General features: G+C 64.9%; 21 protein-coding genes. 7 read left to right on the forward strand and 14 right to left on the reverse strand.

Features of this window, described 5'->3' with window-relative positions:
- Positions 1 to 465 precede the first annotated feature (465 nt).
- Both KUG41_RS15570 and KUG41_RS06615 read left to right on the forward strand, forming a co-directional pair.
- Complete coding sequence (locus KUG41_RS15570) at positions 466 to 810, forward strand: CsbD family protein (protein WP_254216915.1); 345 nt, start codon at positions 466 to 468, stop codon at positions 808 to 810.
- A 92-nt stretch (positions 811 to 902) separates the two neighbouring features.
- Positions 903 to 1,049 carry a lmo0937 family membrane protein gene (locus KUG41_RS06615; protein ID WP_216902370.1) on the forward strand — a complete coding sequence of 49 codons (147 nt, stop codon included), beginning with the start codon at positions 903 to 905 and terminating at the stop codon, positions 1,047 to 1,049.
- 39 nt (positions 1,050 to 1,088) lie between these two features.
- Here the strand turns inward: KUG41_RS06615 and KUG41_RS06620 are convergent, their stop codons facing one another.
- The gene (locus tag KUG41_RS06620; protein ID WP_371734058.1) at positions 1,089 to 2,057 is read right to left on the reverse strand and encodes a sigma factor; all 969 of its coding nucleotides are present in this window, start codon (positions 2,055 to 2,057) and stop codon (positions 1,089 to 1,091) included.
- Between the two features lie 34 nt (positions 2,058 to 2,091).
- Here KUG41_RS06620 and KUG41_RS06625 point away from each other — a divergent pair, with 34 nt between their 5' ends.
- On the forward strand, positions 2,092 to 2,361 hold the full coding sequence (locus tag KUG41_RS06625; RefSeq protein WP_254216916.1) for a Thivi_2564 family membrane protein: 270 nt from the start codon (positions 2,092 to 2,094) through the stop codon (positions 2,359 to 2,361).
- 29 nt (positions 2,362 to 2,390) lie between these two features.
- On the opposite strand, the gene KUG41_RS06630 is transcribed toward KUG41_RS06625, so the two are convergent.
- The 6 genes from KUG41_RS06630 to KUG41_RS06655 form a co-directional block, all read right to left on the reverse strand.
- Positions 2,391 to 4,073, reverse strand: coding sequence for a mechanosensitive ion channel family protein (locus KUG41_RS06630; RefSeq protein ID WP_216902374.1), 1,683 nt, complete (start codon positions 4,071 to 4,073; stop codon positions 2,391 to 2,393).
- A gap of 55 nt (positions 4,074 to 4,128) precedes the next feature.
- On the reverse strand, positions 4,129 to 4,557 hold the full coding sequence (locus tag KUG41_RS06635; protein WP_371734059.1) for a DUF3122 domain-containing protein: 429 nt from the start codon (positions 4,555 to 4,557) through the stop codon (positions 4,129 to 4,131).
- A gap of 324 nt (positions 4,558 to 4,881) precedes the next feature.
- A complete protein-coding gene (locus KUG41_RS06640) occupies positions 4,882 to 5,253 on the reverse strand; it encodes a hypothetical protein (protein ID WP_216902378.1) in 372 nt (123 codons plus the stop codon).
- A 64-nt stretch (positions 5,254 to 5,317) separates the two neighbouring features.
- Positions 5,318 to 6,139, reverse strand: coding sequence for a polyphosphate kinase 2 (ppk2, locus tag KUG41_RS06645; protein ID WP_216902380.1), 822 nt, complete (start codon positions 6,137 to 6,139; stop codon positions 5,318 to 5,320).
- A gap of 71 nt (positions 6,140 to 6,210) precedes the next feature.
- The gene (locus tag KUG41_RS06650) at positions 6,211 to 6,981 is read right to left on the reverse strand and encodes a M23 family metallopeptidase (RefSeq protein ID WP_216902382.1); all 771 of its coding nucleotides are present in this window, start codon (positions 6,979 to 6,981) and stop codon (positions 6,211 to 6,213) included.
- 163 nt (positions 6,982 to 7,144) lie between these two features.
- Positions 7,145 to 7,630 (reverse strand): protein phosphatase, encoded by a 486-nt coding sequence (locus KUG41_RS06655; protein ID WP_216902383.1) that lies wholly within the window; start codon positions 7,628 to 7,630, stop codon positions 7,145 to 7,147.
- Positions 7,631 to 7,945: 315 nt separating this feature from the next.
- On the opposite strand from KUG41_RS06655, the gene KUG41_RS06660 reads away from it, so the two are divergent.
- Both KUG41_RS06660 and KUG41_RS06665 read left to right on the forward strand, forming a co-directional pair.
- The gene (locus KUG41_RS06660) at positions 7,946 to 8,095 is read left to right on the forward strand and encodes a hypothetical protein (protein ID WP_216902385.1); all 150 of its coding nucleotides are present in this window, start codon (positions 7,946 to 7,948) and stop codon (positions 8,093 to 8,095) included.
- Positions 8,096 to 8,225: 130 nt separating this feature from the next.
- Entirely contained in the window at positions 8,226 to 8,372 is a 147-nt protein-coding gene (locus tag KUG41_RS06665) for a hypothetical protein (protein WP_216902387.1), read from the forward strand.
- Positions 8,373 to 8,439: 67 nt separating this feature from the next.
- Here KUG41_RS06665 and KUG41_RS06670 read toward each other — a convergent pair whose 3' ends face one another.
- The 3 genes from KUG41_RS06670 to KUG41_RS06680 all read right to left on the reverse strand — a co-directional run bounded on the left by KUG41_RS06670 (position 8,440) and on the right by KUG41_RS06680 (position 9,410).
- Positions 8,440 to 8,784, reverse strand: coding sequence for a hypothetical protein (locus tag KUG41_RS06670; RefSeq protein WP_216902389.1), 345 nt, complete (start codon positions 8,782 to 8,784; stop codon positions 8,440 to 8,442).
- Between the two features lie 141 nt (positions 8,785 to 8,925).
- Positions 8,926 to 9,186: a hypothetical protein gene (locus tag KUG41_RS06675; protein ID WP_216902391.1), complete on the reverse strand. Its 261-nt coding sequence runs from the start codon at positions 9,184 to 9,186 to the stop codon at positions 8,926 to 8,928.
- Positions 9,183 to 9,410: a hypothetical protein gene (locus KUG41_RS06680; RefSeq protein WP_216902393.1), complete on the reverse strand. Its 228-nt coding sequence runs from the start codon at positions 9,408 to 9,410 to the stop codon at positions 9,183 to 9,185. The genes KUG41_RS06675 and KUG41_RS06680 overlap by 4 nt, the downstream gene beginning before the upstream one ends.
- 174 nt (positions 9,411 to 9,584) lie before the next feature.
- On the opposite strand from KUG41_RS06680, the gene KUG41_RS06685 reads away from it, so the two are divergent.
- A complete protein-coding gene (locus tag KUG41_RS06685) occupies positions 9,585 to 9,833 on the forward strand; it encodes an AbrB/MazE/SpoVT family DNA-binding domain-containing protein (protein ID WP_216902395.1) in 249 nt (82 codons plus the stop codon).
- The gene (locus KUG41_RS06690; RefSeq protein WP_216902397.1) at positions 9,830 to 10,249 is read left to right on the forward strand and encodes a type II toxin-antitoxin system VapC family toxin; all 420 of its coding nucleotides are present in this window, start codon (positions 9,830 to 9,832) and stop codon (positions 10,247 to 10,249) included. Before KUG41_RS06685 ends, KUG41_RS06690 begins: the two co-directional genes overlap by 4 nt.
- Before the next feature lie 151 nt (positions 10,250 to 10,400).
- Here the strand turns inward: KUG41_RS06690 and KUG41_RS06695 are convergent, their stop codons facing one another.
- From KUG41_RS06695 to KUG41_RS06710, 4 genes are read right to left on the reverse strand one after another with little or no spacing between them, the layout of a single operon-like run.
- Entirely contained in the window at positions 10,401 to 10,859 is a 459-nt protein-coding gene (locus KUG41_RS06695; RefSeq protein WP_216902399.1) for a hypothetical protein, read from the reverse strand.
- 7 nt (positions 10,860 to 10,866) lie between these two features.
- Positions 10,867 to 11,748 carry a GIY-YIG nuclease family protein gene (locus tag KUG41_RS06700; protein ID WP_216902401.1) on the reverse strand — a complete coding sequence of 294 codons (882 nt, stop codon included), beginning with the start codon at positions 11,746 to 11,748 and terminating at the stop codon, positions 10,867 to 10,869.
- Positions 11,745 to 12,062 carry a M48 family metallopeptidase gene (locus tag KUG41_RS06705; RefSeq protein ID WP_216902402.1) on the reverse strand — a complete coding sequence of 106 codons (318 nt, stop codon included), beginning with the start codon at positions 12,060 to 12,062 and terminating at the stop codon, positions 11,745 to 11,747. The genes KUG41_RS06700 and KUG41_RS06705 overlap by 4 nt, the downstream gene beginning before the upstream one ends.
- Positions 12,059 to 14,896: an HsdR family type I site-specific deoxyribonuclease gene (locus KUG41_RS06710; RefSeq protein WP_216902404.1), complete on the reverse strand. Its 2,838-nt coding sequence runs from the start codon at positions 14,894 to 14,896 to the stop codon at positions 12,059 to 12,061. Before KUG41_RS06710 ends, KUG41_RS06705 begins: the two co-directional genes overlap by 4 nt.
- Positions 14,897 to 15,018: the final 122 nt, after the last annotated feature.

The following is a 15,018-nucleotide window of genomic DNA, read 5'->3' on the forward strand; positions in this document are numbered from 1 at the left end:
CAGGGGGCCGGTGCGTTCCTGCTGGCCGCGCATTCGCTCAGTGCCGTTAGGCCATTCTCCCGCGGCTGAGCTGGTTTTTCAGCAGCCTCCTAGGCCGGCTTGGCAGAGCTCGGATTGGCGGCTATTTCAGCAGGCTCCTAGGTGGGCAGCCTGTGGTGATGGTTGTTTCCGGCGATGTCGATGGAGCTGACGCTCAGCAGATCGTTCGGGGAAACGGGAATCAGGGGGACCAAGGCTGCGGGGTCGGCAGCGGGTGGGTGTCAGGCGGCTGGAGGACATCCCTGGCGCCTGCCGATTCGCTGCAGTCTGCATCGCGCTGGCAATCATTCGCTACACACCTGAAACCTGCCGCCAGCACGTCGGATGCGCCCTTCCTCCGGCCTCACTCCCCTTGGGAGATGGCCCCTGAGACTTCGCGGAGCTGAAACCGCATTAGAGAGAGAGGAAACCTTCAGAGGAAACCTGATGAACGTCTCCATCCGCGGTCTCATCGCCTCGCTGATGTGCATGGCAACGCTGGTGGTCTCCCTGGTCCTCCAGAACCCCGCCATGGCCATGGCAGACGGCGCATCAACCACCACCATCGCCACCTTGTCCGACAAGATCAACGCCAGGACCAAGCAGGCCGAAGGCAAGCTGGAGTCCGCCTATGGCGACCTGACCGGTGACACCGGTCGCAAGGTCAAGGGCACGGCCAAACAGGTTCAGGGCTCGGTCATGAGTGCGACAGAAGCCATGAAGGACAGCTCAAGATCCATCGCCCGTGGCGCCAGCGATGCGGCGGACAAGCTGGCGGACAAGATCAACTGAGCTGCTCGCCACCATCCGCCGCATGAGCGAGAGGAGCCCCTGGCCTCACGCCCAGTCCCCATCCCGACCCTACCGATTCCCAGGAGATCGCCATGCTGCAAACCATCGCCGTCGTTCTGCTCATTCTCTGGCTGCTAGCGCTGGTGACTTCTTATACAATGGGGGGATTGATTCATGTCTTGCTGGTCATCGCGGTGGTGATGATCGTGCTGCGACTGATCAGTGGGCGCGCCGTGTGAGAGGTCCATCACAACCAGCTCTCCCATGCCGCCCTCGGCTCACGCCGGGGCCAGGCGGCGGCGCAGTTTGAGCAGCGCCATGCGCTCCACATGCTGCACCTTGTGCTTGGGGAGGCCGATGCTGACCCCGGCCTGGGCCAGCGACAGGGAGTCGTCACCGGCATAGCGAAGAGCCAGCACCTGACGCTCGAGGGCATTCAGCAGGGTGATCTCCCGGTGCAGCCATCGATAGTCGTCCACGAGGCCTGGATCACTGCGATCCCCGATCAGATCCGCCAGACAGACCTCGCCTTCGCCACTGGCCATGGCCTGGTCGAGGGAAAGGGTGTGGCAACTGTGGGACGCGAGGAGAACGGCTTCCAGGCGTTTCTCGCTCGCTCCCAGCCGCCTGCCGAGTTCCACCAGCGTCAGCGGCTTCACGGCGGCGTTGCGGAGGGCCTGCACCTTGCCGGCCAGGCCGGCCATCTGGGCCGGCATCCGGATCAGACCGGCCGTGCCCTGGAGATGGCGGTTCACCGCCTGGCGAATCCACCAGGAGCCGTAGGTCGAGAATCGATAGCCCCGCGCCGGCTGGAAGAGCTCAACGGCACGGATCAGGCCCAGATTGCCCGCCTGGAGCACATCCATCGGGTCCGTGTTCCTTTGCCTGGCGCGCTGGAGCTGCTGCCTGGAGAGTGCCACGACCAAACGAAGATTGGCCGTCACCATGCGTGAGAAAGCCCGGCGTCCTCGCCGTTCCTCGCCAGCCACCGGCTCGGAGCTGGAGCGCCAGCGTTGCACCAGTGCAGCGAGATGCAGCTCTTCCGATGGTGTCAGCAGGGGAATGCGGCCGATACTGCGCAGGTAATCCCCGAAGCAGTCAGACATCCGATCGGACCATGGGGAAGGCCTGATTATCGAAGAAAACCCCCGGCGGAGGAGGCGAATGACGCTTCTGCAGCACATCCCATGCAGCGAAACATCTGCGCCAGGGAGAGGCTCATGACAGTTTGCGCGACAAGGTGCCATCACGAACCTCCAGCACCCTAAGAAGAAGAAGGCGGTGTGGCTGCGGGAACCATCAGAGCTCTCCCATCACGCCGCATCCGCCTCGATCTTGATCCCCAGCAAGAAACACACCATGTCACTTCTATCCCTCATTGTCACACTGATCGTTGTTGGCGTCCTGCTGTGGCTCGTCAACAACTACATCCCGATGGACAGCAAGATCAAGAACATTCTGAACATCGTGGTCGTCGTGGCCGTCGTGGTCTGGCTGCTCAACATGCTGGGCCTGATGGATAACCTTCGAGGCGTTCGGGTCGGCCAGTGAGACTGCGGCCCTGACCGAACCCCAGCCCCTCAATCCGTCGGGGCAGGCTTCGGCAGCGTGCTGGCGTTGCCATTGCGGATGGCGTGATAGCCGGGGGAGAGGATCTCGATGCCGGCGGCGGCGAACTGATCCTGCAGGGCCGCCAGCACAGCCGAGAGGGTTTCCCGGTAGGTGCCGGCCTCGATCACGAAGGCATTCAGCTCGTAGCTGATGTGGAAGTCATTGAGGGAGGTCTGCAGCACGTAGGGGGGGATCTCATCGCTCACTCCGGGCACGCTGGCGGCCGCCGCCAGCATCAGCTCGTGCACCTGGCGCCAGGGCACGTCGTAGCCGATGGTGATCGTGGGGGCGATGGCCACAGGCTGCTGGATCTCCCGCCGGGAGAAGCTGAAGTTCACGATCGAGGAGCCGATCACGGTGGCGTTGGGAATGCTCACCAGTTCGTTGCGGGGGGTCCGCACGCGGGTCACCAGCAGGGCCCGCTCCTGCACCACCCCCACCGTGCCGTTGATGTCCACCCGGTCGCCGTCGCGGAAGGCACGGGTATAGATGAGCATCAAGCCGCTGATGATGTTGGTGGCGATGGCGCTGGAGCCCAGGGCCGTCAGCACCCCCAGCAGCAGGCCCACCCCCTGGAACGCCCTGCTGTTGGAGCCCGGGATGTAGGGGTAGGCCAGCACCAGGCCGATGAGGGCGATCAGGATCGTGGCCAGCCGGGCCGTGGGCAGAGCCCACTCCTGGTAGAAGCCTGGAATCCGCATCTGGCCCCGGTCGACGGCGCTGAACCAGGCGTTGCTGGCCCGGATCACCAGCACGGTGATCGACAGGATCACCAGGATCGAGAGCAGGTTGGGGATCGCGGCGGCACCACCGGAGAGGCCCCCCGCCACCAGCTCGATGATCTGGCTGCGCAGGCCCGCGGCGAGGCCCTCGGTGGGCGGGAAGAAGCCCAGCAGCAGGGGGATCAGCAGGTAGCTGACCAGCAGCAGCAGCAGCCAGTGCGCCCCGGTCCGCAGCCACTGCAGCAGGCTGCGGGCCTGATCGGTGTCGAGCAGCTTGTGCAGGACGCGCAGGCGCCGGAGCAGGGGAAAGCTCTGGCGCCGGGCGATGCGCTCCCGCAGGCGCCGGTTGACGGTCAGCTGGCCCCGCAGCCAGAGGATGAAAGTCCCCAGCACCAGCAGGGCCTGGGCCGATCCCTCCAGCCAGGCGTTGAGGGTGTTGCGCCGGCGGTAGCGGGCGATCGCCGTGCGGATGCTGTCGCGGTACTGGGTGGCCAGCTCCTGGCGGCTGATGCCGAAACAGGCGGCGGCGTGATCCTCCACCGCCAGCTCCCGGGTGAAGCGGCCGTTGCGATCGAGGCCGACGAAGGTGTACGGGGGTTGGTCCTGCAGCACCAGCTGCTCAGGGCGCAGGGCCCCGTTGCGGGCCATGCCATGGAGACGCCGCACGGTCCGCTGGCGGTACTCCTCCGGGTCCTGGACCCCGGGCACCGCCCGGATCTCCAGCACCTTCCAGCCGTCGAGGGTGGCCCAGAGGGGCGGATCGAGGCAGTCCTCCTTGACCGTGGCGGTGGGATCGGCGGCCGCGGCAGGGGAGACCGCGGGATCCGGAGCGACCGCGAAGACCGGCAGGGCCACCGAAAGGCCCAGGAGCGCAGTGAGCAGCAGACCGAGCACGTGACGGGCCCAGCGGGGGCTCCCGTTGAATCGCATCGGCCGGGCGAAGACGGAGCCCATCCTGTCCCCTGGGCCGCTCCTGCAACGGAGCTCAGGTGGCGGCGACAGGATTGCGTAATGCATGCAGGGCCTTGGTTTCGCCGGGGCCCAGAACGAGCAGGGCCGTGCTGTCATCCGCCAGGGACAGGCTGAGCTCCAGGGGCAGGGCGTCGCTGGGGCGGGGAATCAGGGCGGCCATGTCGAACTGGGCCGATCCCTCCGGCAGCTCCTCCTGATCGGCGGGCACCAGCTCCTCACTGCGGTTGGCCAGGCTCCAGGACGCCCCGGATGCGTCGCTGATCAGCAGCGGTTTCTCGTGGTCGACGGCGATCCCGGGGGTGAGGGCGCTGAGCCGCAGGCGGTCGCCGCTGGGGTAGTCGGGGTCGAGCTGGGCGAAGATCCGCAGCGACCAGCGGTTGTCGTCCTGGTCCCGCAGGCTCCAGCGCTGGCCCTCGTCGTCGGCCCGGGCGCTTCCGGGCACCAGTGTCAGCACCAGGAGCAGAAACAGGCCAAACGCCAGCAGCCCTGGCGCCAGCAGGGATCGCCAGGACCGTCCCGCGGGAACGGACGCGGCTGAAACAGGTTGAGCAGAAACACTCATGGGAGAAGGTTCCGTCCAGAACAGTTCAACGGGATCGTCGATCGGCCGGGACAGGCAAGCGGCATGCCCGCAAGGCGGTGTCGCCACCGCCCCCCGTCCCGGTGCATCCATCTTCGGCTGTTCTGCCAACACCTGCCCCAGCCATGCCCGGAAAGGCCCAGGCGGCGGCAACACGGGCACTGGTGGAGATGGCGGTCCTCCTGCTCAGAGCGGTTCGCCAGGCAGGAAGCGCCGGATGAACGTCGCCAGCGGCATCGGGCCACAGCGGGGTTGCCAGCTGGCGCCCCCCGGCAGCCGCCGCCAGCACTGCACCTGCAACGGGGCCGTGGCTCCAGCGAGCAGCTGCACCCGGTAGCGGTAGTCGGCATCGGCGGCCTGCTCAGGGGCCGAGAGGGCTTCGGCGCCGGGCTGGCTGCTGCGAAACGCGTCGAGAAAGGTGGCCGCCTCGGGGCTGCGGCGCAGGGCCGCCGCGAACCGCCAGGCGGCGCCGGTGGGATAGCCGTCGTGGTGGAGGTAGAGATGGTGCACCGGAGCGTCCGGGAAGCCGACGAAGGGGTAGACGGCGCGGGTGGCCAAGGGGGGTGGGGCGACTGCCTCCGTGAGTGCCACCGGCGTCTCAGCGCCGGGAGTGGCGACCAGCTCAGTTGTCGATGAACAGCGAATGGGCCGTACGCACGACCCGGGGATCGGGCTCAGCGACGGCGTCGTGGTCCTTGTGCTCGTAGTCCAGGGCGTGGAGAACGCTGCGGATGGCGCCGAGTCGGGCGCGCCGCTTCTCGTTCGAGTTGACGATCGTCCAGGGTGCCACGAGGGTGTCGGTAGCGAGCAGCATCTCGTTGCGCGCGTCGGTGTACGCGTCGTACTTCGCCACGCTGGCCTCATCGATGGGCGACATCTTCCACTGCTTGAGGGGGTCCTCACGCCGGTCGTCAAAACGCTGCTTCTGCCGGCCCCGCGACACGGTGAACCACATCTTGAAGAGCAGGATTCCACTGCTGACGAGTGACTGCTCGAAGCCCGGAACCTGGCGGAGGAACAGGGCGTGCTCCTGGGGTGTGCAGAACCCCATCACCTTCTCGACACCGGCGCGGTTGTACCATGACCTGTCGAACATCGTGATGTCGCCGGCCGATGGCAGGTGTGGAACGTAGCGCTGGAAGTACCACTGGGTCGCTTCGTCGTCGTTGGGCTTCGGCAGCGCCACATGTTCACTGCCGCGGGGATTCAGGTGCTGGCGGAAGCGCTTGATCGATCCACCCTTGCCCGCCGCATCACGACCCTCGAAGAGGATGACCACGCGCTGCCCGACAGCCTTGATGTGGCGCTGGGCCTTGAGCAGCTCGATCTGGAGCGATTTGAGGTCTTTTTTATAGTCTTTCTTGTCGATCGATTTGTCGTAGGGAAGATCGTTCTGCATCTCCTCGATCGACGCGGCAGGCGATGGTTGTTGCTTCTTGCTCATGGGGATGGCGATCGTCGCTCGACACAACCACCTTGGCCTCTGAAGACGGCGCGATGGTGCGTCTGGCGGCTTCAGGGCCGGACGTCTCCAGCGATGGCGCCTCTCCCTGGCGGCACGGGCAGCAAGGGCGTGGGGTCCACCGCCACCAGCCCCCCGAGCTGCCGCTGGCGCAGTTCCAGGTGCAGGTGGGCTGTGCTGGCGTTGCCGGTCTCGCCCACCTCACCAACGGGCTGTCCGGCCGCCACGGTGTCGCCCTCGGCCACGGAGGCCTGGCGCAGATGGGCGTACAGGCTCGACCAGCCGCCGCCGTGATCAATCAGCACCGTCAGGCCGTAGCCATTGATCTGATCCACCCGTTGCACCCGGCCGGCCTGCACCGCCAGCACGGCGGTGCCCTCGGGCACGATCAGATCCAGCCCGGTGTGCAGGCGCCAGGCCCCGCGTGAGCTCGAAAACCGCCAGCCCCAGGGGTCCTGCTCCGTGGCCGCCACGGCAAGGGGGTAGTGCAGCGGCGGCAGCGGGCCCGCCGCGGCCTCGCCGGGCCCGGGCGAGCCGGCCTGGAGGGCGAGGTCGCCCACCGGCACCTCCCGGGGCACCAACGCCGGCCGCCCGGGCCTGGTGGCCGCCGGAGCTGGCGTGGGGGCGAGGCGGGGGGCCGGCGGCAGGGGCGGCAGCACCGCCTCCGGCAAGGGTTGTGATTCCGCCCCCGCGCCGGTGGCGGAATCGGGGATCGGCGGATCTCCCCAGGCCCCAGGGGTATCGTCCCCGGCCGCGACGGCGCCTGGGAGCAGGAGCAGCAGGAGCAGCAACGCCTGAGCCCGCCGGGGGTGTGGGGGGGCCATGGAACGGGCGCGGGGTAGGCGCGTTGTACCGCCTCTTCCGGGGGCCGGCCCGCCGCCGGGCGAGGCCGGGGACCAGGCCCTGCTGACGGATCGCTGGATCAGCCAGGAGGCGGGCAGCTCGTTGTGCGCGATCAGCCACCTGGTGGTTGCCTACGCCTTCGCCTCAGTGCGGCCGGCTCTGCCATGGCACCGCCACCAGGGCCTCCAGCGGCTGCCAGAGATCACGATCGGTCGCGACCAGGGCTGCCAGCCCCACCCGCTCCAGGGCGGCGGCCACCCGCTCCGGATCCATGGAGGCGCCGGTGGCCACCCCAGGCTCGGCAGCGGCATCGAGGGGCAGCAGCAGCACCTGCCGCTCGGCCGGATCGGCCATCACCTGCAGGTTCAGATCGACCAGCTCCCGCTCGAAGAACACCCTGCGCATCCGGGCCGTGACCACCGGACCCAGGGCCGTCGCAAAGGCCTCCAGCCCCTCGGCCTCGCCGGAGCAGCCGCAGTTGAGCGCCAGCCAGATCAGCAGCTTGGCCCAGCTCTCGGCCGTCCACAGGGGCGGGAAACTCTCACGGTGCTGACGCACCAGCTCGGCCATCGCAAAGTCGAACAGGGTCGCCTGCAGGGCCGTGGCGGAAGGCTGGGGAGGGGGATCCATGCCGCCATCCTGACGAGCCATGGGCGAACGGCAGGGGCACAGCCCTGAGGACGTCCCGTCCGATGGGCCCCCGATCCGAAGCATCCGGAGACCGGCCGCCACCGGTGTCTCAGGGCCGATCGACACCGTTGGCATCCGCAACCCGTGATCGGCGCCTTGAAGTCCGTGCCTCGGCGGAGGATCGCCAACCGGTGGATCGGGTTGTCGCCCAGCAAGTGCTGGCTGACTGCGAAAGGGGATTCTTCGGACGCTGGGGTGAGACTCCATTGCCACCGTTTTGGTTGCAGAATGGTTGCCACTGTCCCGGCAACGGCCATGGCCAGGAGCCTGACCCTCAAGAACCTCCCCGACGACCTCTACGGCCGTCTGAAGCAAGCGGCCCAGCAGCATCGCCGCAGCCTGCCGACGGAAGCGGCGTTCATGCCCGACCAGATCGATGCCTTCAAGCGCGAGGGCCGCCCATGATCGTGGTGGACATCGACGTGGTGGCCTACCTGTTGCTGGTAGGCCCCAGACCGGGAAGGCTGAGGCGCTGCTCCTGCATGACCCTGGCTGGGGAAGGCGAGTGATTGCAGCGCCTACGACTGTGAGGCCGATGGACGCCCAGCAGGTACCGGCCGAGCGCAAAGAGTTCCGCCTCGGCACGGCGGCGCTCGACGCTTGGGAGCGCATCAATCAACGGCCGGCACGGCCACTGAAGGGTCTACGCGAGCTGATGGTTCGGCCTTCACCGTTCCAGTAGTGAGCGTGGTCTACCTGTGGCCCCAGCTGTTGGCAGATGTGATCAGGCGCCTGTCACCATGACAGGCTCAAGCAATCTTCTCAATCACCGCCCTCTTGAACCAGGCGGGGATCCGGTCTGACTTCAGCTCCAGTTGCCGGCCATCGGTGATTTCTGCGATCCAGGCGAGCTGTGGGTCTGAGCTGTCGGTTGAGTTGTCGAAGATGTAGGCCCGGCTTGTGTGCTTGATGGCCTCCAGCAATAGCGCCAGCGAGCGATGGTAGCGGCTGATGATCTTGTCCTCCGGCACAGGATGACCACCCAGTCCCACGCGGTTGTGCACACGCGAAACATTGATCTCTGGATCATCCGTGGCCACGAAGTAGAGATAGGTGCGGTAGCCAAGCCGTTGCGCCTGCTCCAGGAGCGCCACCTAGCCGGGATGGGACATAACGGTTTCGCAGGTAAAGCTGGCACAGCGCACTAACAGGTGCTGGCGTAGAACATCCGCCACCACCGAGGCGAAGTAGGCATTGACCCTCACCCCGTTAAACTCCAGCCATCCACCTTCCAATCACAGTCGTCGGGCCGGCTCCAGCAACCCTGCAGATCTCAGCAGCTCCGAGCCCGTGAAGGCCGGCAAAAGCTCAGCGGCTGTGGTGCTGACACCAAAGGCACCCAGATCGACACAGCCGTTCTGGCGGATGCTCGCTTCGATCTCATCGGGGTTCAGATACACACCCAGCAGGGGCGACGGCAGCACTGCCTTGAGCACGCTTTTGCCCGAGCCATTGGGCCCGGCGAACACCCGCAACCTGGGTGTGGCCTCGATCACCGGATGGTGAAGGTGGTGCCAGGCGTGACCGGTGTGGGTGCCTCAACCGGCCTAAGCCGCTGCTTGCGGCCGTCGGGGAAGACCCGGACGATGAAGCCGCCTTCGGATTGCAACACGCTTTGCCCAGAGGCCAGTACCTGAGCACGCGCGGCGGCGAAAGCCTCACCGGAGACCGACGGGAACCGGCTCTCGAGGTCTTGAAGCTGGCGTTCCTGTTCGGACATGGCCTAATCGTGCTGGATCGAGGTTAGCTGTGCCGTCCCACAACCCACGCCAACGCATCTACTGGCTTGACTGAGAGTCATCAGCCTGGAACGGCGCAACCGCCGGCAACTCGATGGAAGCGAGCCACCCCCAGCTAGCCTTACCTGGTAATACCAGCCCTGCGTCCAGTGTCAATGGACCCTGCCGATGCCATCACCAGCTCGATCACCAGCAAGGGGCAGGTGACCATCCCCAAGGCGTTGCGGCAGCAGTTCGGGCTGGCCAGGGGCAGCCGCGTCAGCTTCGCGCTGGTGGGGGATCACATCGAGCTTCGACCCTGGAAACCGGAGCAGCCAGTGCCGGAGAGCGGCTTCGGATTGGTGAGGACCAACCGGCCCGCCGTGCCGGCGGACTTCGATCCCGCCAGCCTGCTGCGCCCATGATTGGCGTGGACACCAATGTGCTGGCCCGCTACTTCGTGGCGGAGGACGACGCCGACGCGGTCACGGAACGCCAGCGCCGGGCCGCCCGAGATCTGATCGAATCCGGCCAGCCGCTGTTCCTGGCCAAGACGGTGGCCCTGGAGCTGGAGTGGGTGCTGCGTGGGTACTACGGCTTCCCGGTGGAGCAGGTGCTGCAGGTGTTCGACCACCTTCTGGCCCATCCCGGCCTCACGGCAGAAGACCGGCCAGCCCTGGAGCAGGCCGTGGCCGGTGTGCGCAACGGGCTCGACTTCGCCGATGCGCTGCACCATGCCAGCTGCCGCAGTTGCGAGGCAATGGCGTCGTTTGATGATCGTGGCTTTGTCCGGCGGATCCGTCAGCTCAATCTCGCGCCACGGCTGTTCGTTCCTGCCTGAGCGAAGCCAAGGCGCTAAGTGGTCCTTCGATGGCCGCACCAAAGGCAAACCCATGCCCATGGGGCAACCGCGTGGCGTTCGTGGTCCCCACCGCCCCCTGGCATCTGGTGCTGCTGATGAAGGACATCGTGCGGAGGCTTGGGTGAATTCCCTACGCTCGGAAGAGATCAAGTAACGGATTCCACAAATGAGAACCGTGAAAAGCCTGATTGAGGAACTGGCCAGGTTCCCTGAAGAGGCTCTCTGCCATGCCTACGAAGGGGAGGTCATCGGGATCGTTGTTCGGCTCAGCGGACGCGAGGGAGTGATCCACTGCAGTGAGCGCGATGGTGCTGAGCCGGACTCCGAACCGCTCAAAGGCTTTTGAAGCACATCTCAGATCAGATCGAACTTGTGCAAATTTTGCAACGGTTGCCTGTGGGTCTAACTCGCCTTCCTGAAACACATTGAGGATGTGCTTAGACATCACAGAGCATTCACGCCCGGAAAGGTCGGCGATCTGCTTCTGGTTTTGCCAAACAGTGTGCTGATCAAGGCGAACATCCACCTGGGCACTGCCATCCGGTGCCTCGTAAACGATGATCTCGCCGCTGGCGGATGCCGGGGCCATATGTCGATTACTCCTCCACCTCCACCGAAGCCGCTTGCGCGGCTCGCTCCTGGTGCTCTTTGAGGGTGACGCCACTGGCATCCCTCCACTCGGTGCGACCATTGGCGGAGCGCGCCAGCAGCATCACGGCCGCCTGGGAGGGGGAGCTGAACTCGTAATCCTGCGCGAGCACAAGACCGGCTGATTCCTCCAGAAACACCCCCTGGCTCACAAGCTGGGCCCTGGCCGCCACCCATCCGGCGGGGGTTGAGTCAACGAAGTCGGTGCGGCCCCTGGCACCACGCAGCACCGTGAAGCCGCCGGGCGACTCGAAGCCCTGGCCGGAGGCCTCTGGCCCCTTGAGGAGGAAAAGCCGCAGGCTCGATGCGGCGGACTTGCCCGTTGGCTGCTCAAAGGCGCGGAAACCAAGCACCGGGCAGCAGAGGAGGAGTTCTTCAAGGAAGCCATCAGCCTCGGCCCGGTCCATCTCCGCCAGGGTGATGGTGCGCCCCTGCACCGCGTTCTCCAGGCGGCAGCGTTTGGCCTCCTGGGCCAAGCGGATCAGGCGAGCCTCCAGATGTTGGGCATGGGCCTTGTTCAGATAGCCGTCTTTGGAGGTGAAGGCGTAGGCGGTGGTCCAGAACTCCCTGGCCTGGTGCTGTTCGAGGCGACGGCCCAAGGGGTCGGCTTCGCCGATATAGACACGATCGGCGCCACCCTCAGGATCTGGCCCGGCGAGCACGTAGACGCCCGGGCGACCAGCGTCCGGCCGCTGGGTGAATTCCTTGAGCTGGGAGCGAGGCACCACGAAGCCGATGCCGCTCCAGTTGGTTTTCTCCACGATGCGCATGCCATCCGGCATGCCGGAGGGCACAAACAAACGCAGGGCGAAGGGGCGGGCGGGGCTCATGGGGTGGGATGGGAGAAACGCTTCAACTGCTCCTCGGCCTTCTCCCAGTCGCCCAGATGGGCGCGCATCAGGGATTTCCAGAGCCTGCCGTGGTTGGGAACACTGAAGTGGAGGAGTTCGTGGACGATCACGTAGTCCCAAAGGGAACGGTCGAGCGTGAGCAGGTCGATGCTGAAGTTCAGATGGCCGTTGGTGGAGCAGGAGGCCCACTTGTGACGCATCGGGCGCATGCCGAGCCACACCACCTGCACATCCAACTTCTGGGCCCATTCGCGCACCCGGGTCTTGAAGGCCGCTTTGGCTGTGGTGGTCATCCGATGTGGTCCGCCTTCTCCAGCAGGTTGAACAGCTCATTCACGATCGGGGTGACCTGCTCCAGCTCGTCGCATTCGGCAAAGATGGCGAAGGTGACCTGCTTGCGAAGTTCACGCAGGGCATTCTCGCTCTTCTTCCAGTTTGGGTAGGCCACGAAGGCGGCTTTGATCTTTGTGCTCACGACCTCCGGATTGCCCACCTTGGCGTCGAGCAGGGTGCGGTACACGAAGAACGTGAGCCCATCGAAGCCTTTCTCGGCTTGCTCCTGCTTGCGGGTTTCGTTCTGAGCGACTTCCGCTAGCAGTGCAGCCAAAGCATCGGATGTGGAGGTCTGGCGCTGTTCAAAGCTCTCCTGCACCAGCCGGGCCCGTTCGGCCATGGCGATCAGGAAGGGGTCGTCACTGTTTTCCTCGGCAAATTTCTCGATGCTCTTCACAAGGTTGATCACCTTGGTGCCGTCTCCTCCCTGACGCGCCTTGATCAATTCGATCGTTTCGCTGTTGATCAGCACCGGATCCAGCGGACCGTTGACCGCAAGGGTACCGATGTGCTCCTGCACTAGGGAATTGGTTTTGCGTTGGAATTCGCGATCCACGCTCACGGTGATGGTGTAGGCCTTGCGCACGACGACGTAAATGGCGGAGAGAGTGGTGAAGGCCTCGATGAAGGGCCGCAGGAAAGCATCCGGCGAGATGATCTCGTAGAGCATCTCGATCTCCTTGTACTCTTTGAAGAACTCCTTGCGACGCTCGGGATCACGGAAGTGCTCGATCAGGGTGTTGACGTCCTTGTCGTTAAAGTTCTGTTCGATCAGGCCGATGTAGCCAGGTGCCTTGCTCTCCATCTTGTTCTGGAAGAGCACCTTCAGCAGCTTGAGGTCTTTGACAATGGCGTTGATCTCGTCGCTGTCGAAGGCGAGGGCCTTTTCGAGCTTGTCGAAGATGCCCACGAAATCGAGCACGAAGCCGTGGGGCTTCACCATCTCCTGGGCTTCATTCTCGTAGGGGCGGTTCACCCTGGCGATGGCCTGCAGCAGGGTGTGATCGCGCATCGGCTTATCGAGATACATGGCATAGAGCACGGGCGCATCGAAGCCGGTGAGCAGTTTCTCGGTGACGATCAGGATCTTGGGGTGTTGGTCGAGTTTGCCGAAGCTCTTGCGGATCTGGCGCTCCTTCTTGGGATCGAGGTGGAATTCTTTGAGCAGGGCTGAGTCGTTGTTGTTGCCGGTATAGACGACCTGCGAAAGCTCAGGTGGCAGGCCCATCTCGGTGAACACGGCATCGAGGGCATGCTTGTAGAAGGCGCAGGCCTCTCTGTCGACGCCCACGAGGAAGGCCTTGTAGCCGAGCGGCTCCACGTTCTGGAGGTAGTGGTTGGCCACGAAGCGCGCCACTTGCTGGATGCGGTCTTTGCCCTTGAGGAAGTTCTTGAGGTTCACCGCCCGCTCAAGGATCTTGTTGAGCTCCTCGATGTCGGCAACGCCCTCGGCTTCGGCGAGGGAGAGGAACTCAGCGTCGAGTGTCTCGTGGGGCACGAGCATCTCGTTGGGGGCGAGCTGGTAGTAGAGCGGCAGGGTGGTGCCGTCTTCGATGCTGTCGGCGATGGAGTACTTGTGCAGGTAACCCTTGTCGTCTTCGCAGCCGAAGGTTTTAAAGGTGCCCTTGCCGTAGACGGTTCTGTCGACGGGGGTGCCGGTGAAGCCCAGGAAGGTGGCATTCGGCAGGCCGGCCATCAGGAAGGTGCCGAGGTCGCCACCGGTGGTGCGGTGGGCTTCGTCGATCAGCACATAGATGTTGGAGCGGGTGTTGAGATCCGCCGGCATGTCGCGGAACTTATGGATCATCGTCACGATGATGCCCCGGTAGTCATCGCGGAGCAGCTGGTTTAGGCGGGCAATGCTGCTGGCGTGCTCCAGGTTGCCCAGGCCGAGGGCGGCGAGGTTCTTGAGCATCTGATCTTCCAGCTCGTTGCGGTCGATCATCAGCAGCACGGTTGGCTTGTCCGCTTCCGGTGCTCGGAAGAGACGCTCGGCTGCCTTGATCATGGTGAAAGTTTTGCCGCTGCCCTGGGTGTGCCAGATGAGGCCACGGGTGCGCTTGGGATCGAGAGCGCGGCCCACGGATGCATCGACGGCGGCGGTTTGGTGCTGGCGCAGGATGTATTTGTTGAGTTCTTCGTCTTTCTCGGCAAAAACGATGTAGTGCTGCAGGAAATCGAGAAGCTGAGGGATGGCGCAGAAGCTCTTGATCTTGGCCTGCAGCTGGCCCACCTGCTCGTGCTTCCAGTTGAAGAGGTTGCGCCGCACCGTGTTCCAGCTCACGCCATAGGAAAAGCCGATGGCATCGGTGGCAGTGAACAGCTGCTGGCTCACGAACAGCTCGGGCGTTTCGCGGTGGTAGCGGCGGATCTGATCGATGCCCAGATCGATGGCTTCCTGCTTATCGGCGTTCTTGCACTCGATCACCAGCACCGGGATGCCGTTGATCAGGAAGACCACATCCTCCCGGGTGCCGTAGTGGCCGTTGTGGAAGGCCCACTCCTCGGTGACCTCGTAGATGTTCCGGCGCGCCTCCGGCACCCTGTCGCGATCGTCGTAATCGATCAGAATCAGGTCGCGCTCGCGCTTCTCCTCGTGGTCGAAGACCTTGCCCCGGTTGCGGATATGCTCCACGAACTCCCGGTTGCCGTAGATGTCGGTGTGCAGATGGCGGAACTGCCCGAGCAACGCGCCCTCGGCTTCGGCGTAGCGCGGGTTAAACTCGCGCACCTTGGCATCAAGAAGTTCGTCGAAGAAGAGCGAGCGGTTCTTGGCACGGTCGCTGATCGGCACGTCTTGATCAAAGCCACGGCGCTGCTCGTGACGTGGACCCCAAAAACTGATCCAGGCCTTATGAGAGCTTCCCTACCGGCCAGACTTGGCCAGGAGAAGCCCCATGAAACGCAAACGCCACA

This window comes from Synechococcus sp. CCY 9618, from assembly GCF_019038415.1.
Lineage (GTDB): Bacteria > Cyanobacteriota > Cyanobacteriia > PCC-6307 > Cyanobiaceae > Cyanobium.